Raw genomic sequence first — 16,775 nt, 5'->3', positions numbered from 1 at the left:
CGATACGGGATCGAAGGCAATCGATCTCAGGGATTTCTCGCATGGTGCACTACGCGGATGGACGGCCGATCGGAGACCTGACGCTGCGCACGCTGGCCATGCCTTCGGATGCCAATGCCGCCGGCGATATCTTCGGCGGCTGGGTGATGGCACAGATGGATCTCGCCTGCGGCATCCGCGCCGCCGAGCGCGCCAAGGGCCGCGTGGTGACGGCGGCGGTGAAAGAGATGTCTTTCGCAAAGCCGATGAAGATCGGCGACACGCTGTGCATCTACACCCATGTCGAGCGCGTCGGCCGCACCTCGATGACGCTCAAGGTCGAAGCCTGGGCGCAACGCTACCTTTCCGACCTGATGGAAAAAGTTACCCATGCCGATTTCGTCATGGTGGCGCTGGACGGCGAGGGCAAGCCGAAAGCGGTTCCTGCCGAAGGCTGATGGAAGCCGGTCCTCCCACGCTCAGGCAAGGATTTCAGGCATGCATGCCGTCGAATTTTTCACGTGCGGCCCGCACGCGCGCGGTGTTCCTGCGCGCCCATTCACCAAGCGCGCTGACCGGGATCAGCAACTCGTGACCGAGCTCGGTCAGTTCGTAGTCGACACGCGGCGGGATGGTCGGGTAGACGGTGCGGGTGACGAAGCCGTCGCGCTCCAACCCACGCAAGGTCGTGGTCAGCATCTTCTGTGAAATGCCGCCGACGGCTGCGCGCAATTCGTTGAAGCGCAGCGGTCCGTCGCCCAGCTTGCCAACCACCAGAACGGTCCATTTGTCGCCGACGCGCTGCAGGATTTCGGAAATGGCGCGACAATCCTCGGTGCGGTGCGGGTGCCTCAGTAACAAAAAGGTGCCTCCTTGCGTCGGGAGTTGACAGTATCTCATATAGCGCCGGTATCTAAATGATACCAGCATTTACTGAATGGAGAGCCCCCATGTCAAAACCCAAAATCGCCATCGTCATCGGTTCGACACGCGCCGCGCGTTTCGCCGATGTGCCGACCGAATGGATTGCCAAGATCGCCAAGTCACATGCCGACATCAACGTCGAGATCGTCGACCTGCGTGACTTTCCGCTGCCTTTCTTCGACGAGGTTGCATCCTCTGCCTGGGTGCCGTCGACGAATGAAGTGGCACAGCGCTGGCAAAGGAAGGTCGCCGAATTCGATGGCTTCATCTTCACCGCCGCCGAATACAATCATGGTCCGACGGCTGTGCTGAAGAATGCCATCGATTACGCGGCCAACGAATGGAACAAGAAGCCGGCCGGGTTTGTCGGCTATGGCAGCGTCGGTGGTTCCCGCGCCGTCGAGCAGCTCCGCCTTCATGCGGTCGAATTGCAGATGGCGCCGGTCAAGTCCGCCGTCCATATCGCCTGGGGCGATTTCCTTGCCGTCCGCCAGGGCGAGAAGAAGCTGGAAGATCTCGAGCATCTGAACCAAGCCGCTACCGCGCTGGTCAACGATGTTGCGTGGTGGGCCAAGGTGCTCAAGGCAGCGCGTCAGGCCGACGCCGTTGCCGAGGAAGTCAGGGCGGCCTGACCGCCGGGTTCGAATTATCCTCCCAAGGATACGGGGCGGCGCTTGCGCCGCCCTTTTCAATTGTCAGAGGCGTGCGCCTCCCGCGCCTGTCTTGACCGGACGATGCGGTCGGTGAGCGATCCGCCTCGTTGAGTTCGTCCGCACGGTGCCGACCCCATTGGCAGAGCGCCAGCAGGACCTGAAGGCGATGATCGGCCGCAACCAGTCGCTGAAAGGCTTCGCACTGCTGCCGTTGCTGTCTCCGACGTGCTGAGAACCAGCCTGTCCGAGCTGTTCCAACTGGCGGTCAGCGGCCGGCTTCGGGCAGCGATCAGCGGCTGCTTCCGGCTCTACCGGGCCGGTGAAGTGCACCGGCTGCTTGAGGAGCGCTGCTCGACTGGGAAAGTGGTGCTGGTGTCTTGGCGCCGCGGCGGACATGACGTCAATCGGGATTGGACCTCCATATGCGCGGTCCTGCCATCTGGTCCCGCCCTTTGCCTTGAGATATCCGGCTACAATCCGTCACATGAGTTGAAGCCGTGAAGACATCCAGCCTGACCGGCGCCGTTTCCCCGATGATCCCGGTGCTGGTCTGCGCGCTCGGGATCTTCCTGCTGTCGGGGATGGACGCGGCGATGAAGACGCTGGTCATTGCGGTGGGCGTCTACAACACGGTGCTGTGGCGCAGTATGCTGGCGACCGTGGTCGCGGGTGCTGCCTGGTCGACAGGGCCGCGCTCAAAGCCAACCTTTCCGGTGCTGAGGCTGCATGCGCTGCGTGCCGCAATTGTCGGCATCGTTCTGATATCGTTCTTCTGGGGTCTTGCCAGGCTGCCGCTGGCGGAGGCGATCGGGCTCAGCTTCGTGGCGCCCTTGTTCGCCCTCTTCCTCGCCGCGCTGCTGCTGGGCGAACGAATCCGGCGCCAGGCAATCTGGGCATCGCTGGCCGGCATCGCCGGCGTCGCGATCATCATGGCCGGCCAGTTCGGGCAGGCAAGCACTACGCAGGATGCCGTGCTTGGCACGGCGGCGGTGCTCGTATCAACGGTGTTCTACGGCTACAATCTGATCCTCGCCCGGCAACAGGCGCAGTTGGCCAAGCCTATCGAGATCATGTTGTTCCAGAACCTTTGCGTTGCAATCATCCTCGGCCTCGCGGCACCTTGGCTCGCCGTCGCCCTGCCGACTAATCTTTGGCTGCCGTTGGCCGGGGTGACGGGGCTGTCACTTGCAGGGCAATTCCTGATGAGCTGGGCCTACGCCCGCGCCGAGGCGCAATATCTGATTCCGACCGAATACTCGGCCTTCATCTGGGCGGTCGCGCTTGGCTGGTTCTTCTTCGGCGAGGAGGCGACCTGGACCACGCTGACCGGAGCATGCCTGATCGTCGCCGGCTGCCTGATCGCCGCGCGGGCAAATCCCCGGCTAGCCGAACCAATCGAAGCGGCGGTTTGAGGACGCAAGTCCGTCCGCTCGGGACTCCGCCTGCGCGTCATTCCGGAAGACCGGCCTTGCGGAAGCCATCAACGAAATGCTCCTGAATGGCGGCGTCGCGAAACGGTTCCGTCATGACCCAGTGGCGGGTCGTAAAATGCGGGTTGCTGATGAGGAACATTTCGACCTCCGCGCGCGCCTCTTCGAACCGGCCCAGTTGCGCAAGGCTTGCCGCAAGGAAGCGGCGCGAGCTTGTGCGATAGGTTTCGTCCCGGCGCAGTGTCTCGACAGCGGCTTCGTATTCGTGCGCCGCATATTGCGCCGCGCCGAGCGTCAGATAATACCAGCTTGCGGGGAACGGGTTCAGCCGGAACGCCTTGCGAATGTGCTCCAGGCCCTCCTGGACCCGCCCGGCGAGGACCGCGATGTCGGATAGTGTCGCCCAGGCGTCGGCCTCGTTCGGGTCTAGCTCGAATGCTTTGGCGAATTCCGCATCTGCCTCGGCGAAGCGGCGTTCATAGGCGAGCAGGTTGGCAAGGACCCAGCGGCAGCCGGCATCGTTGGGATCGATCACCACGGCCTTGCGCGCCAGCTCCAAAGCAACACTACGGTTGGGCTCGATGGGTTCGCCCCAATGCACCCATCCCATCCAGTGGTTCATGGCAAGCCAGCGATAGGCCTCGGCGTAGTCCGGATCGAGGGATACCGCACGCATGAGCATGAGGTGCGCTTCCCGCGCCGTCTGCGGCGAATCATCGATCAGCTTGCGCGCCCGCACGCAGAGGTCGTAGGCCTCGAGATTTTGGGGCCGGTTGCGCGGCAGCGGTGCGCGCAGCCGGCCAAGCAACGCCTCGACGATTTTTGCCGTGACCTCGTCCTGAACGGCAAAGATATCCTCCAGGCTCCGATCGAAGCGTTCCGCCCATAGATGTTCGCCGCTCACCGCATCGACCAACTGGGCGTTGATGCGCACGCGATCCGCGGCGCGTCTCGCACTACCTTCCAGCAGGTAGCGTACGCCAAGATCCCCGGCGATCTCGCGCACGTCCATCGCCTTTCCCTTGTAGGCAAAGGTCGAGTTGCGCGCGATGACGAACAGGCCGGAGATCCTTGAAAGGTCGGTGATCAGGTCCTCGGTCAACCCATCCGCGAAGGAATCCTGCTCGGGATCGTTGCTGAAATTGATGAAGGGCAGCACGGCTATCGACGGTTTGTCGGGCAGCGGCAGAGGTCTTCGCTTCGCGCCGCCGAGCTGTTCGACGGCGCCCGTGAAGCGGTAGCCGACGCGCGGAACGGTGGATATCCATTCGCCGCCATCGGCTGCCGGACCAAGCAGCTTGCGCAGTTGTGCGACCTGGACGGTGAGATTGCCTTCCTCGACGGCCGTCCCCGGCCACGCCGCGTCCATCAACTCGGCTTTGCCCAGGACTTGACCGGGCCGTCCCACGAGTGCCGCAAGCAGACTTAGCCCGCGGTAGCCAATGGCAACGGGAACATTGTTCCGAAGTAGCGTACCCGCACCCGGATCAAGCACGAACGGACCAAAGGCAAATCGCGATCCCTGCATAGGGCGCATCTATAGAGCAATTCCAGGAAAAGTGTGAAAGGGTTTTCCCGGGAAAAGCGCATAGCGCCTTCCTTTGGGAAATTGCGTCAAAACAAAGGGTTAGAGCAGTTTGCTGGTTCCGTGAACCGGTGAACTGTTCTAGCCGGTTTGGAAGTTTTGAGAACTATTTGGGAGGGCTTAATTACGGCGCTGTCCGTATCGCGCAGAATTCAACCTCATTTCGATCGAGAACCCCTGGGCCCTCAAATCACATGGAGGTTGCGATGACCAATATCCGTGCCTCGGCCCCGCATCGCACAGCGCGGCTGGGAGCATTCGTGGGGCCGGCGTCGCGTCGGCTCCTGACGACCTTGCGAAGTATTATCACGACCCTGCGCGAGCGGAGCTGGCGCGAGCGGATACGCTTTCGCTGGCAACTCAGGCAAATGTCGAACGACAATCCCCATCTGATCGACGATATCGGTCTGACGAAACGGGAGGTCGAGGAAGAGATCGCCAAGCCCTTCTGGCGACCATAAAGCGAATGCCGCACGTCGCGTTGACCGTCAGCGCACCGCCTCGCGCTGAGCGCCGGGCAGCCGGGTGGCGATCAGCTTGTCGATGCGGCGGCCGTCGAGGTCGACCACCTCGAAACGCCAGCCTTGCGCATCGACGCATTCGCCAGTCGCCGGCAGATGATGCATGTGTGCCAGCACATAGCCGGCCACGGTCTCGTAGTCGCGGTTTTCCGGCAGGTCGATGCCGAGAATGTCGGCCATCTCGTCGGCTTGCATATAGCCGGCGAGCAGCCATGAGCCGTCCTCGCGCTTGACGGCATTTTCCTCGTCGCCGGCATCGGTATCCGCCCGGAAAACGCCGGTGATGGCTTCAAGGATGTCGGCCGGGGTGACGATGCCTTCGAAATGGCCGTATTCGTCATGCACCAGCGCCATCGGCACGTCGGATTCCTTGAGCTTCTGCAGCACGTCCAGCGCGTCGGCCTGGTCATAGACGATGGGTGCGGCTTGCACATGCCTGCGCGGATCGAGCACGAGGCCGGCAAGCAGCGCCGCCAGCACGTCTCGCGTCTGGACGACGCCCACCATGACATCGACGCCGCCGTCGCCGGCGGGCAGGCGCGAATGCTGGGTCTCCATCAAAAGCTTGCGGATGGCCGTCTCGTCGGATTGCAAATTGATCCAGTCGACCTCGGTGCGCGGCGTCATCACCGCGCGCACGGCGCGGTCGCCAAGCCGCATGACGCCGGCGATCATGCGCCGCTCGTCGGATTCAATGGTGCCGTGATGCTCGGCCTCGGCAACCAGCATCTTGATCTCCTCGTCGGTGACCTTCTCCTCGCTTTCGCCGCGCTGGCCGAGCAGCCACAGGATGGCGCGTCCGGAAAAATCGAGCAGGAAAACCAGCGGCGCCGAGACAGCGGCGAGGATGGTCATGGCGGGCGCCGCTCTTGCGGCCACCCGTTCAGGGTCACGCAACGCGATCTGCTTGGGAACCAGCTCGCCGACGATCAGTGAGAAATAGGTGATGATGGCGACCACGATGCCGACGCCGAGCGGATCGGCAACGGCCTCACGTATGCCGGTCGTGGCCAGGAACTGCGCCAGCCGCTCGCCAAGCGTGGCGCCGGAAAAGGCGCCGGAGAGGACGCCGACCAGGGTGATGCCGATCTGCACCGAGGACAGGAACTTGCCGGGATTCGAGCCAAGCTCGAGAGCGCGGCCGGCGCCATTGATGCCGCGGTCGATCATCGCTTTCAGCCGAGCCGGCCGCGACGAGACGATGGCAAGTTCTGACATCGACAAAAGGCCGTTTACGCAGATGAGGACGAACACGATAGCGATTTCGACGTATAGCATCACCGGTCAATAGCATTGCGGCGCGGTGTTCGAAAATAGTCCGGCGTGGTTTTTGAGGACGAGGCCGGTATTTCGGTCAGGCGTCGGCGCCTCGAAATTCATCTCCGCCTCTCTGCACCAGCCAAAACGCAGGCAGTCATGATGGACATCGACCAAGGTCGTCCGTTCGAGCCAGAAGCCCGGGCGGGCTTTCAGGACCTGATCGATGTGATGGAGCAGCGCCTAGGCTCCCGAGATATGGACCGTAGGGCCCGATGTACGTGCCTTCCTGTTCGAATGAGGCGAACAACAGCGACGCTTTTTAGGCGCCGGATCGAACCAGGCCGCGCGATCTACTGTTTGAGTATGCCGACGATCGCCTCGCCGTCCGTGAAATAGGGATCGCCGCCGCCATTGCGTCCGGTGGTTGTAGCGCCGATGCCAGATATGTCGCTGGTCGAGACCAGTGTGCCAGCGGTGGCCAGGTCGCGCATCAGGAAATCGCGCTCGGCATCGATGTCGGCGCCGATATGGTGGGTGACGGCGCCGGTATCGCGGCTGAGGCCAACGCCGTGATCGAAGCTGGCCGATCCCAGCCACAGCGGCCGGCCATCATCGCCTAAAGCATCGGTCTGCCAGAAGCGGACATGATGCCGGCGATCGGCGCTGCCGCCAGCCGGCTTTTCGAAGGCGAGATCCTGGGCGCGGCCGCCGAACAGCAGCCGGCTGACCGGCGCATCGGGGTAGGGGAGGTCGAACAAAACGCTCTCGCCGATCTCGATCGCAGTCTTCAGGGTCACGGCGTCAGCGGTGTCCCAACCGGCGACGGCGAATGCATGGACCACCTCCTTCCGCGTGCCGACAAGGCCGACATTGATCGGGTCGCCAGGAATACCTTGCGGAGTGTGCGTCACCATCTCGAAACGCTGGGTGCGAAAGCCGCGATCGCGGAACGTCCAGATTCGGGCGCCGCGAAATAGGCGAGCGCCAGGTAGCCGGCCAGCAAGGCCACCATCCAGATCGTGATGCGTCGCCGAAGACTTCGTTGGCTCATGAAGGAGGCTCAAACGTCCGGCATCACATTAGGCGGTGCGTGGCACTCCCGCAAAGGATACTCGGCATCGATCTACCGGCAGGCGCGATAACCGTTCTTGCGGTTCTTGATGTCGAAATGAAAATGGTTGCGGTGGTCGTAATTGTAGCCGGGGCCGAGCACGGTGGTGAAGTACTGGCAGCCGTCAGCGCGCACATTGTTCAGGAAGCCGCGGGTGCGGAAGGCAAACAGGCCGGGCTTGCGCACGTCGATGTCGTCGCCGTTGTTGAGCTCGATGCTCATGACGTCGAGCGCGTTGCCCTTGCCATGTTCCGACAACACACCTTCACCCGCGATGTTGCGGCAGGAATAGCTGGAGCCCTGGTGGATGGTCTTGACGCCGGAGAAATATCGCCATCGGGCGGAGGGGACGAGCTCATTCTTTGTCCAGCCGGCAAAGGTGGCGGCCATGTCGCAGGTCAGCGTCGCGGCTGGCTTCATCTGGATGTTGCCGATGGCCGAGACCTTTACGGGATAGTCGATGCCGCACTGACCTTCATGGATCGGCGCCAGGTCGGTGAAGGCGACGTCGAGGCGCTTTAATTGCTGGCGGCAGTCGGTTTCACTGGCCGGCATCTGCTCGACCGGCGACATCGGCTCGTCCATGCGCGGATAAGCGGCCTGCGTCATATAGGGATTGGAGGGAACGAGCTTCTGCAGGCCGGTGTATTGCGGTACGGTTGAAGTCTGGGAGCCGACGTCGACAGCCGGTTCAAGCGATAGCACGCTGCCGGTGTTGCAGGCGGAAACCGCCACAACGGCAAGGCCGGCGGCCAGCCTGCCGGCTGCCGCGCACATGCGTCTCGACTGCCGTACGGCGGCAAATATCCCGGCCATCAGCGGAATCCCTGTCCCAGATGTCCGGCATTTTAACCATCAAGGGTAAAGGAAAACTCAGCGCCTGAGTTCATGCCTGCGGCCGAATTGGGGCACGCGGTCCGGCCAACCACGCTCACTGACAGAACGTTCCGCCATGCTGTCTAGGCTCGAGATCGAGATGGAAATGCAAGGAATGATCGGCATCGCTGCCCGGTCCGAGCACGGTCTTGAACGGTCCGCAGGCCGCCTTACGCACGGCATCGAGGAATTTGGCGTCCTTCTCGGGTGGCGCCGGACCGACTTCGATCTTCTTGCCATCCGACAGCGTGAAGCTGGCGATATCGAGCGCGTTGCCGAAGGCATGCTCGGACAATTTTTGTGTGCCGTTGCGTGGTCGGCAGACAAAGGCCGATGCCTGGTCGATCGATTTCAGGTCGGCACCGAATTCGGCTTTCGCGGTCGGCTGGATCACGTCGGCGGCAAAACGGGCAGCCGCCTCGGCCATCTTGCAGTTCAGTTCGGGGTCGGGGCCGATGTCGACGGACTTTCCAAGCGTCTTCAGCACGATCGGATACGGAATCGAGCAGCCGATTTCGGGGTTGCTTTCCGCCTTGCGCTCCTCGAATTCGACGCCAAGTGTCTTCAGCCGATCGCGGCAGGCGACTTCCTCGGCGGGCATCTTGGCGTCGGGCAGATCGGCCGAGCGCGGGTCGGGCAGCATCTTGTTGTCGCCTGCATCGGCCGGCTTTTGCGGCGGCTGCGGGGCGACGGTTGGGGGCTCAACATCGGGCGGTTTTTCGGTGTCAGGTTTCTGTGTCGGCGTCGGCGCAACGGCTGGCAGCTCCGGCTCGCCTTCCGTATCGGTTGACGGCTCTGTGGGTGACGTCTCGGGGCGTGCCTGCTTTTTCTGATGGGATTGTTCTTCATTGAACCGGTCGGATGCTCCGGTGGTCTTCGGCCCTTCCGTCTTTTGCTTTTCCGGCGCCTCAGTGTCCGCCGGGCGTGGTTCGGGCACCGGAATGGGACTGGGCAATGGAATACCGGGCCCGGGCAGCACCGGAACATCGGCAGGCGAGGGCCGCGGAGCCTGAGTCTCCTTTTGTGTCTGATTCGGTGTTTGCTGCCGGTGGCGCCGCGGTTTCAGGCGCAGTCCGCCCCGCGGCTTCAAGGGCTGATCGACCCGCTGTGTCAGCGGCTGCTCCACCCGCGGCGTCAGCGGCTTGGCAGGTCGATGGCGGTGCCGGGCGTCGGCCGGCACCACCGGCAAGGCCGTGACGGCCATGATCAACGCAACTCTGCATGTTTGGGAAAAGACAGGCGACCCCATCACCATCAACGGCGCCGACGCAAGGAGGTTGCTTGCGCCGCATCACGAACGGTAACCGCCTCGTTACGCGCCGATCGCTTCTAGCCCTTCCTCCAGCCAGTCGGCGAGAAGCGGCATACCAAGCAGGTATTTTGCGGTGCGCTTGTTGGCGCGCTCTCGCGCGGTGGCAAGCGCGTCCGCCCATTCCGTGGCGTCGTAGTCGCCGCGACCGACCCAGGCCAGCGCAATCAGTTCGGCGGCTTCATCGACATTGAGGTCGTTGATCAGCTCGCGCAGCTCTTCCTCGGTGAGGTCTTCGGAACTTTCCTCGGCAAGGCCGTCATGATGATGGCTGGCATGGGACTCGCCATCGAGTTCGACCTCGTGTTCGGCGCCATCGGCATAGTCTTCATTGACGGCGGCACTCAGCGCCTTGGCCTTGAGAATGAACAGGCGCACGGTGTCGGGGCCGATCGAAAGCTCCCAGTCCTTTTCAAGCCGCCGCTGCACGAGCAGTCTCCCAGTGCCGAAATCCTGGCTGATGATAGCGGATTTGCGGCATCCGTCACCTGATGTTCTGCGGCACGCATTTTTCCGGGATGAAATGCGAACCGTCCGGCGTTAGTGTTGCATTCTCACCCCTCCAGGAGGCTTCGATGCATAAAAGAATGCTGATCCAGGCTGCGACTGCCCTTGTCGCGCTGCAGTTCCTTGCCGTTCCCGCGTTTGCTGCCGGCAGCGGTGGCGACACTAATACGACCACCCAATGCAAGAAGGGCATGGTCTGGGACAAGCAGAAGAAGAAGTGCGTCGCGCCCCAGGAAGGCATGCTGGACGACGACAGCATCTACTATGCCGGGCACGACCTGGCGATGGCCGGGCGTTATGATGAGGCGATTGCCGTGCTCAGCCTCGCGGCCAACAAGCAGGATCCGCGCATCCTCAACTATCTCGGCTATTCGCACCGCCACTCCGGCCGCGTCACCGTCGGCCTCGGCTATTACGAGGAAGCGCTGCGCATCGATCCCAACTATACGCTGGTGCGCGAATATCTCGGCGAAGCGCATCTGCAGATCGGCGATCTGGCCGGCGCCCAGCAGCAGTTGATGGAAATCGAGAAGCGGACCGGCAAAGGTTCGCGCGAATACGGCATGCTTGCCGAGCAGATCGACCATTTCATGAGGAGTTGAGACGGCCTCAAGGGCTCTTCGAAGCGACCGCGAGCAATCGCGGCCGCTTTTTTGTGGGCCCCACTCCCGTTGGCCGCTCCCCGACTGATGAAAGCGGGGATGATTTTTGCAAAACCAATTTTTGGGCGTGAAAAACGCGCGAATATTGCTATATTCAGGGAAATTGCGGTGACACGGTTCCGTTGGCTCGAGGCTGCCGGACCGTTTTCTTTTTGTACTCATCGACGAGGCTTCCCCCGAAATGCGGGGGTGGCAGCAGGAAAGGCAGGCATTATGAACAAGGTCCCGATGACAGGCGAGGGTTTCGCGTCATTGAAGGAAGAACTGCGCTGGCGCCAGCAGGAAGAGCGGCCGCGCATCATCGAGGCGATCTCCGAAGCGCGCTCGCATGGCGACCTGTCCGAGAATGCCGAATATCATGCCGCCAAAGAGGCGCAGAGCCTCAATGAGGGCCGTGTCAACGAGCTTGAAGATTATATCGCGCGCGCCGAGGTGATCGACGTGAGCAAGCTCAGCGGCGACAAGATCAAGTTCGGCGCCACCGTGGTGCTGGTCGACGAGGATACCGAGGAAAAGAAGACCTACCGGATCGTCGGCGACCAGGAAGCGGATGTGAAGTCCGGGCGCATCTCGATCTCGTCGCCGATCGCCCGCGCGCTGATCGGCAAGGAAGTCGGCGACGCCATCGAGGTCAACGCGCCTGGCGGTGCCAGGGGCTATGAGATCGTCCAGGTGCAGTTCATCTAGGACCTTTGATAACTCTACTCTGGCGGCCGACTAGCGCGGTTTTCTGCGCTTCCGGTGCTCACGTACTTTAAGTACGCTCCGCTCCGGTTCTCGAAGAACCACGCTATTCGACTCGCCAGAGCGAATTCTGAAAGGTCCTATGCCGGCGCTTGTGATTTAAGTGCCGTTAGCCTCACTGCCTCGACCACCACCTCCGCCGGAATCACACTCTCCCCAGGCGCTGCCAAAAATGTCGATGCATAGGGCCCGCGCGGGCCGGTGAGACCTGGCTCGGTTGCCAGGAACACCGCAACCGTCGGCAGGCCGAAAGCGCTGGCGAGGTGGGTCAGCCCGGTGTCGGCGCCAATCACCAGCGTCGAGCGGCCAATGATGGCGGCGATCTCGGCCAGTGGCGATTTCGGCACCACGACCGTTGACGGCACGGCTTTCGCGATCGCTTCGGCCACGGCCATCTCGCGCTCGTTCGACCAGGTGGTGACCGGCGTCATTCCCCTTTCAACCAGCAGCCGGGCGGTCTCGATCCAGTCCTGGACGGGCCATTTCTTGTCTTCTCGGCTGGTGCCGTGCAGCAGGAAGGCGGTTTTCCCGGCGATGCCGGCCAGAGTGCCGGCCGGCGGCACAATTCCGGAATCCAGCGTCGAAAGATCGGGCCGATAGCCGAGCGCCAGCCCGAACAGTTGCCGCGTCCGTTCGATGGCGTGCAGGTTGCGCGACACGGGATAGGCGACGTCGTAGAACAGAGTTGCCGACGGTTCGCGCGCGCTGGAGCGGTCGAAGCCGGCAATCGGAGCGCCGGCTTGTCTTGCAACCAGGGCCGATTTCAGCAGGCCTTGTGCGTCGATGACCAGATCGTAGCGGCAATCGCGCAAGGTTCGGCGCAAGGCGGCGGCCTCGCGCCAGGTGCCGCCGTCGAACAGCGCCTTACGCCAGCGCCGGATGGCCACCGTGTGAATTCTGTCGATCGCCGGGTGCATTGCCACGATGCCGGCGAACGCCTCTTCGACGCACCAGTCGAAGGTCACGTCCGGCCGGTTAAGGCTGGTATCCTCAACAGCCGGAAAAGTATGGATGACATCGCCCATCGAGGATGTCTTGACGATGAGGACCTTCATACAGCGGCCGGGATTTCCAGCAGGCGGTCTGCCGCCGCGGCGACCTGGCCGACTTCAAGCGTCTTCAGGCAGTTGAGGTGGCCGAGCGGGCAGATTTTCTGATGGCAGGGCGAGCATGACAGGCCAAGCCAGACAAGTTCCCGGTGGTCGGCCAGCGGCGGCGTGTTCCCAGGCGAGGTCGAGCCATAGACGGCCACGATCGGCGTGCCGACGGCAGCGGCGACATGCATCAGCCCGCTGTCGTTGGACACCGCGAGCCTCGCGGCAGCAATCAGGTCGATGGCGTCCTCCAGGCGCGTCTGGCCGGCGAGATCGACGACGCCAGGGGCGAGTGCAGCGATCTCCGCCGTCACGTCGCGGTCGTTTTTAGAACCGAACAGCGCGACCTTCAGGCCCTTGCCCATGAAGTCGCGGGCAAGGCCGGCATAGCTTTCACTCGGCCAGCGCTTGGCCGGGCCGAATTCGGCACCAGGCATCAGTGCTGCGAATTTTTGCGGCGTCAGCCCGAAGCGATCGAGCAGGTCAACCTGGTTTTTCGTGTCCACGCTCAGTCGAGGCGCCCGGAAACTACCGCCTTGGGCGAGGCCGAAATAGGCCTGTGCGGTACGTCGTTTGACGCTGTCGGGCAGCGGTACGATGTCGGTCAACAGGCCATAGCGCATTTCGCGCAGATGACCGACACGGCGCGGAATGCGGGCAAAGAACGGGATCAGCGCCGATTTCCAGCTTCCCGGCAGGACAAAAGCCATGTCATAGCGGCCCTGCAGCAGGCGGCCGAAGCGGCGACGATGCGTGAATTCGAGCGCACCGGGTTTGAGCGGAAAGTCGATCTGCTGGCGGATTTCGGGCATGCGCTTGACCAGCGGTGCGGCCCATGCCGGCGCCAGCACATCGATGGCGGCGTTGGGATGCAGCTCCTTCAGCGCCGAAAACAGGCACTGCGCCATCACCATGTCGCCCACCCAGCGTGGACCGATCACGAGGATCGTTGGGCTCTCAGCCATTCGACATAGTCTCTGACGCCGGTTTCCACTGTCCGGAATTGGCCATTGTAACCGGCCGCGCGCAAACGTGACATATCAGCTTGCGTGAAGCTCTGGTACCTGCCCTTGAGATGGTCGGGGAATTCGATGAACTCGATCTCGCCCTTGCCCAGCGTGTCGATCACCGTTTCGGCGATGGCGCGGAAAGGCTGGGCGCGGCCGGTGCCGCAATTGAAGATGCCGCTCAGATCCCGCTTCCACAGCCACAGATTGACGTCGGCGACATCGCCGACATGGATGAAATCACGGCTTTGTTCGCCAGGCCCGAAGCCGTCATAGGCGCCGAACAGTTTCGGGTTTTCGCCCCGTTCGACCTGGTTGACCAGGTGGAAAGCGACCGACGCCATGGCGCCCTTGTGCGCTTCGCGCGGCCCATAGACGTTGAAATAGCGCAGGCCCGCGACCTGCGAATGGTCGGTATCGAACACTGTTCGCCTGACATAGTCGTCGAACAGCTTCTTGGAATAGGCGTAGACGTTGAGTGGCCGCTCGAGCGCCGGGTCCTCGCGAAACTCCGCGCCGCCGCCGTAGACGGAAGCCGAGGAGGCGTAGAGGAAGGGCACGCGCAGTGCCTGGCTTGCATGCAGCAGCCGCTTGGAAAAGGCATAATTCACCTCCATCATGAACTTGCCGTTCCACTCGGTGGTGGTCGAGCAGGCGCCCTGGTGGAAGACGGCCTCGATGCGGCCGAGTGAACCTGCCTCCATGCGGGGCAGGAAATCATCCTTGTCTAGATAGTCGGCGATCTGCAAGTCGGCGAGATTGGCGATCTTGTGGCCGTCGGTGAGGTCGTCGACGATAAGGATGTCGTCATGGCCTTCCGCATTCAGAGTTGCGACGATGTTGGAGCCGATCATGCCGGCTCCGCCCGTGACGATGATCATGTTGCTGGCCCTATACGCGTTTCACTTTGCCGATTCCGGCCCTTATAGGGGAGGCAGGGTGGGCTGTCGATAAAGCAGGCAGTGGAGCGGACGTCACAGTGGTGCCGCAAAGCTTCCGCTTCAGTCGGTCTGTGCCGCTCGGCATGATCGTGAGGGACAAGGAAATGCCGTCGACCGAACTGCTCATGGCGTTTTTCGTCACCACCGCGATCTTCGCCTACATCCCCGGCCCCGCCATGCTCTATGCCGCGGCGCAGACGATGGCGCGTGGCCGCTGGTCCGGCCTCACTGCAGCCCTTGGCATCCATCTGGGCGGCTACGTGCATGTTTTCGCCGCAGCCGCGGGTCTGTCGGTGCTGTTTCACGCCGTGCCGACGCTCTACATGGCGGTCAAGCTGGTCGGCGCGCTCTATCTGATCTGGCTCGGCGTCTCGCTGTTTCGTAAGCGTGTGGAGGGCGATACGGCGCTGCCCGCTATCGAGCGCAAATCGGCACGACGTGCCTTTTTCGAGAGCATCACCGTCGAGGTGCTCAATCCCAAGACGGCGATCTTCTTCATGGCATTCCTGCCGCAGTTCATCGATGCCTCGGCGGCGTTTCCGGTCTGGCTGCAATTCATCGTGCTGGGCACGACAGTCAATTTGATGTTCTCGTCGGCCGATGTCGTCTGCGTGTTCCTGGCCGGTGCCGTGATCGGTCGCTTGCGACGTTCGAGCCGCGCACAGCGGCTGATGCAGCGGGCCGGCGGCGCGGTGCTGGTGGGGCTAGGCGTCCATGTCGCCCTGCAGAAGAGCTGACCGCCTGGGCCGCTGCGATCATGTCCTGCCGTTGCGCTGCATGGAATTGCGGTATATCGGCTTCGCCGTGACCGACCGACCTCGCAATCCGAGCACTATGACCTATCTGAGATCGACTTTTCCCGCGCGCCGCAAATGACATGATCAAGCACAATCCGCCTTCTCCCGAGCCCCTGCACCGCGCCATTGCGCGGTTCGGCCAGGCCACCGTGCTGGTGGTCGGCGACTTCATCCTCGACCGTTTCGTCAACGGCGTCATTGAGCGGATCTCGCCGGAAGCGCCGATCCCAGTGCTGCACGGGCGCGGCGAGACCTCGACGATGGGCGGTGCCGGCAATGTCGTGGCCAACATCGTTTCGCTCGGTGCTACCGCTGTTCCCGTCTCGGTAATCGGCACCGATGTGGCAGGCGACAGCCTGCTGCGGATGCTTGGCGAGCTTGGCGCCGACACGACCGGCCTGGCGCAGGAGCGCGGCCGCATGACATCGTCGAAGAGCCGCTTCAGCGCGCTCAACCAGCAGGTGTTGCGCTTCGACGAGGAGGAGGTCAAGCCGCTGGATGCTGCGGAGCGCGCCGGCCTGATACGGCATTTCCGCGCCGCACTGACGCGCGCCGACATCGTCATCCTGTCCGATTACGGCAAGGGCATCCTGCTCGACGGGGTCGCTGCCGACCTGATCGCCATCTGCCGCGAGGCGGGAAAGCCGGCGCTGGTCGACCCGAAGGGTCGCGACTATGCGCGCTATGCCGGGGCGACCGCCATCACCCCGAACCGTAAGGAACTTGGCGAAGCTGTAGGCCACGCGGTGTTTGCCGATGACGAGATTGTCGGCGCGGCACGTCAGCTGATTTCGGCGCACGGCTTCGACTTCGTCGTCGCGACGCGCAGCGAAAAGGGCATGAGCGTGGTCGGTCCGACCGAGGCGCGCCACATCGCGACCCAGGCGCGGGAAGTGTTCGACGTCTCGGGTGCCGGCGACACGGTGATCGCCAGCTTCGCGCTGGCGTTGGCCGCAGGCGCCGACACCGTCATGGCTGCATCGATCGCCAATGCCGCGGGCGGCGTCGTGGTCGGAAAACGCGGCACCGCGCGACTGACCGTCGAGGAACTCACCGGCGCACTGTTCCGCTCGCATGGGCCGACCGCCCACAAGGACGCCATCCTCGATGCCACATCGGCCGCACGGATGGTTGCGGCGTGGAAGGATGAGGGCTTGAGCGTCGGTTTCACCAATGGCTGCTTCGACATCCTGCATGCCGGCCATGTCAGCCTCTTGCACGCCGCGCGCAGCCAGTGCGACCGGCTGGTGCTCGGTCTCAACAGCGATGCCTCGGTGCGGCGGCGGGAGGGGGGGCGCCGCGCGGGCGAAACACACCCCCCCCCCCCCCCAGCGGACGGGGGCGGGGGGGGAGGGGGAGGGGGGGTGGGTGGTGG

General features: G+C 63.1%; 18 protein-coding genes and 1 pseudogene. 9 read left to right on the top strand and 10 right to left on the bottom strand.

Features of this window, described 5'->3' with window-relative positions; translation table 11 throughout:
• The first annotated feature begins 41 nt into the window (after window positions 1-41).
• Window positions 42-437 carry an acyl-CoA thioesterase gene (locus tag NKJ89_RS14700; protein ID WP_023678380.1) on the top strand — a complete coding sequence of 132 codons (396 nt, stop codon included), beginning with the start codon at window positions 42-44 and terminating at the stop codon, window positions 435-437.
• Between the two features lie 34 nt (window positions 438-471).
• Here the strand turns inward: NKJ89_RS14700 and NKJ89_RS14695 are convergent, their stop codons facing one another.
• On the bottom strand, window positions 472-840 hold the full coding sequence (locus NKJ89_RS14695) for a winged helix-turn-helix transcriptional regulator (RefSeq protein WP_023761258.1): 369 nt from the start codon (window positions 838-840) through the stop codon (window positions 472-474).
• An 89-nt stretch (window positions 841-929) separates the two neighbouring features.
• Between NKJ89_RS14695 and NKJ89_RS14690 the strand changes: the two genes are divergently transcribed.
• From NKJ89_RS14690 to NKJ89_RS14680, 3 genes are all read left to right on the top strand, one after another.
• Window positions 930-1,535: an NADPH-dependent FMN reductase gene (locus NKJ89_RS14690; protein ID WP_023761259.1), complete on the top strand. Its 606-nt coding sequence runs from the start codon at window positions 930-932 to the stop codon at window positions 1,533-1,535.
• Window positions 1,536-1,781: 246 nt separating this feature from the next.
• Window positions 1,782-2,057, top strand: coding sequence for a zinc-binding dehydrogenase (locus NKJ89_RS14685; RefSeq protein ID WP_352603383.1), 276 nt, complete (start codon window positions 1,782-1,784; stop codon window positions 2,055-2,057).
• A gap of 32 nt (window positions 2,058-2,089) precedes the next feature.
• Window positions 2,090-2,968 (top strand): DMT family transporter, encoded by an 879-nt coding sequence (locus tag NKJ89_RS14680; RefSeq protein WP_352603624.1) that lies wholly within the window; start codon window positions 2,090-2,092, stop codon window positions 2,966-2,968.
• Between the two features lie 37 nt (window positions 2,969-3,005).
• On the opposite strand, the gene NKJ89_RS14675 is transcribed toward NKJ89_RS14680, so the two are convergent.
• Window positions 3,006-4,523, bottom strand: a complete 1,518-nt coding sequence (locus NKJ89_RS14675; RefSeq protein WP_352603381.1) for a winged helix-turn-helix domain-containing tetratricopeptide repeat protein — start codon at window positions 4,521-4,523, stop codon at window positions 3,006-3,008.
• A gap of 254 nt (window positions 4,524-4,777) precedes the next feature.
• Between NKJ89_RS14675 and NKJ89_RS14670 the strand changes: the two genes are divergently transcribed.
• A complete protein-coding gene (locus tag NKJ89_RS14670; RefSeq protein ID WP_352603379.1) occupies window positions 4,778-5,032 on the top strand; it encodes a DUF1127 domain-containing protein in 255 nt (84 codons plus the stop codon).
• A 27-nt stretch (window positions 5,033-5,059) separates the two neighbouring features.
• On the opposite strand, the gene NKJ89_RS14665 is transcribed toward NKJ89_RS14670, so the two are convergent.
• The 5 genes and pseudogenes from NKJ89_RS14665 to NKJ89_RS14645 form a co-directional block, all read right to left on the bottom strand.
• The gene (locus tag NKJ89_RS14665) at window positions 5,060-6,370 is read right to left on the bottom strand and encodes a hemolysin family protein (RefSeq protein WP_352603377.1); all 1,311 of its coding nucleotides are present in this window, start codon (window positions 6,368-6,370) and stop codon (window positions 5,060-5,062) included.
• A 332-nt stretch (window positions 6,371-6,702) separates the two neighbouring features.
• Window positions 6,703-7,403: pseudogene (locus tag NKJ89_RS14660) on the bottom strand (LssY C-terminal domain-containing protein).
• Window positions 7,404-7,475: 72 nt separating this feature from the next.
• Complete coding sequence (locus NKJ89_RS14655; RefSeq protein ID WP_352603374.1) at window positions 7,476-8,279, bottom strand: extensin-like domain-containing protein; 804 nt, start codon at window positions 8,277-8,279, stop codon at window positions 7,476-7,478.
• Between the two features lie 115 nt (window positions 8,280-8,394).
• Complete coding sequence (locus NKJ89_RS14650; RefSeq protein WP_352603621.1) at window positions 8,395-9,465, bottom strand: extensin-like domain-containing protein; 1,071 nt, start codon at window positions 9,463-9,465, stop codon at window positions 8,395-8,397.
• Window positions 9,466-9,651: 186 nt separating this feature from the next.
• On the bottom strand, window positions 9,652-10,077 hold the full coding sequence (locus NKJ89_RS14645) for a DUF3775 domain-containing protein (RefSeq protein WP_023761271.1): 426 nt from the start codon (window positions 10,075-10,077) through the stop codon (window positions 9,652-9,654).
• A 146-nt stretch (window positions 10,078-10,223) separates the two neighbouring features.
• Between NKJ89_RS14645 and NKJ89_RS14640 the strand changes: the two genes are divergently transcribed.
• Together NKJ89_RS14640 and greA are read left to right on the top strand one after the other, a co-directional pair.
• Complete coding sequence (locus NKJ89_RS14640) at window positions 10,224-10,757, top strand: tetratricopeptide repeat protein (RefSeq protein ID WP_031260749.1); 534 nt, start codon at window positions 10,224-10,226, stop codon at window positions 10,755-10,757.
• A 273-nt stretch (window positions 10,758-11,030) separates the two neighbouring features.
• The gene (gene greA, locus NKJ89_RS14635; RefSeq protein ID WP_013530066.1) at window positions 11,031-11,504 is read left to right on the top strand and encodes a transcription elongation factor GreA; all 474 of its coding nucleotides are present in this window, start codon (window positions 11,031-11,033) and stop codon (window positions 11,502-11,504) included.
• 137 nt (window positions 11,505-11,641) lie between these two features.
• Here the strand turns inward: greA and waaC are convergent, their stop codons facing one another.
• Genes waaC through rfaD form a run of 3 tightly spaced genes read right to left on the bottom strand, consistent with a single transcriptional unit; the run spans window position 11,642 to window position 14,543 of the window.
• Window positions 11,642-12,616 (bottom strand): lipopolysaccharide heptosyltransferase I, encoded by a 975-nt coding sequence (gene waaC / locus NKJ89_RS14630; RefSeq protein WP_352603372.1) that lies wholly within the window; start codon window positions 12,614-12,616, stop codon window positions 11,642-11,644.
• Window positions 12,613-13,620 (bottom strand): lipopolysaccharide heptosyltransferase II, encoded by a 1,008-nt coding sequence (waaF, locus tag NKJ89_RS14625; protein ID WP_352603370.1) that lies wholly within the window; start codon window positions 13,618-13,620, stop codon window positions 12,613-12,615. The genes waaC and waaF overlap by 4 nt, the downstream gene beginning before the upstream one ends.
• Window positions 13,593-14,543 carry an ADP-glyceromanno-heptose 6-epimerase gene (gene rfaD, locus NKJ89_RS14620; protein WP_352603368.1) on the bottom strand — a complete coding sequence of 317 codons (951 nt, stop codon included), beginning with the start codon at window positions 14,541-14,543 and terminating at the stop codon, window positions 13,593-13,595. The genes waaF and rfaD overlap by 28 nt, the downstream gene beginning before the upstream one ends.
• Window positions 14,544-14,707: 164 nt before the next feature.
• On the opposite strand from rfaD, the gene NKJ89_RS14615 reads away from it, so the two are divergent.
• A complete protein-coding gene (locus NKJ89_RS14615) occupies window positions 14,708-15,340 on the top strand; it encodes a LysE family translocator (RefSeq protein WP_352603366.1) in 633 nt (210 codons plus the stop codon).
• A 140-nt stretch (window positions 15,341-15,480) separates the two neighbouring features.
• The coding region (rfaE1, locus tag NKJ89_RS14610) for a D-glycero-beta-D-manno-heptose-7-phosphate kinase (protein ID WP_352603364.1) at window positions 15,481-16,775 on the top strand (1,295 nt) is incomplete at its 3' end.

The sequence above is a fragment of the Mesorhizobium sp. M0047 genome (genome assembly GCF_040323315.1).
GTDB lineage: Bacteria > Pseudomonadota > Alphaproteobacteria > Rhizobiales > Rhizobiaceae > Mesorhizobium.
This window is presented reverse-complemented; position numbering and strand designations above follow the sequence as displayed.

Excerpts from the sequence above, each read along its gene's own strand:
- NKJ89_RS14675 (WP_352603381.1), bottom strand. The coding sequence starts at position 4,523 with ATGCGCCCTATGCAGGGATCGCGATTTGCCTTTGGTCCGTTCGTGCTT.
- NKJ89_RS14655 (WP_352603374.1), bottom strand. The coding sequence starts at position 8,279 with ATGGCCGGGATATTTGCCGCCGTACGGCAGTCGAGACGCATGTGCGCG.
- NKJ89_RS14615 (WP_352603366.1), top strand. The coding sequence starts at position 14,708 with ATGCCGTCGACCGAACTGCTCATGGCGTTTTTCGTCACCACCGCGATC.
- NKJ89_RS14665 (WP_352603377.1), bottom strand. The coding sequence starts at position 6,370 with ATGCTATACGTCGAAATCGCTATCGTGTTCGTCCTCATCTGCGTAAAC.
- NKJ89_RS14680 (WP_352603624.1), top strand. The coding sequence starts at position 2,090 with ATGATCCCGGTGCTGGTCTGCGCGCTCGGGATCTTCCTGCTGTCGGGG.
- waaF (WP_352603370.1), bottom strand. The coding sequence starts at position 13,620 with ATGGCTGAGAGCCCAACGATCCTCGTGATCGGTCCACGCTGGGTGGGC.
- NKJ89_RS14670 (WP_352603379.1), top strand. The coding sequence starts at position 4,778 with ATGACCAATATCCGTGCCTCGGCCCCGCATCGCACAGCGCGGCTGGGA.
- NKJ89_RS14640 (WP_031260749.1), top strand. The coding sequence starts at position 10,224 with ATGCATAAAAGAATGCTGATCCAGGCTGCGACTGCCCTTGTCGCGCTG.
- waaC (WP_352603372.1), bottom strand. The coding sequence starts at position 12,616 with ATGAAGGTCCTCATCGTCAAGACATCCTCGATGGGCGATGTCATCCAT.
- NKJ89_RS14700 (WP_023678380.1), top strand. The coding sequence starts at position 42 with ATGGTGCACTACGCGGATGGACGGCCGATCGGAGACCTGACGCTGCGC.
- greA (WP_013530066.1), top strand. The coding sequence starts at position 11,031 with ATGAACAAGGTCCCGATGACAGGCGAGGGTTTCGCGTCATTGAAGGAA.
- rfaD (WP_352603368.1), bottom strand. The coding sequence starts at position 14,543 with ATGATCATCGTCACGGGCGGAGCCGGCATGATCGGCTCCAACATCGTC.
- NKJ89_RS14690 (WP_023761259.1), top strand. The coding sequence starts at position 930 with ATGTCAAAACCCAAAATCGCCATCGTCATCGGTTCGACACGCGCCGCG.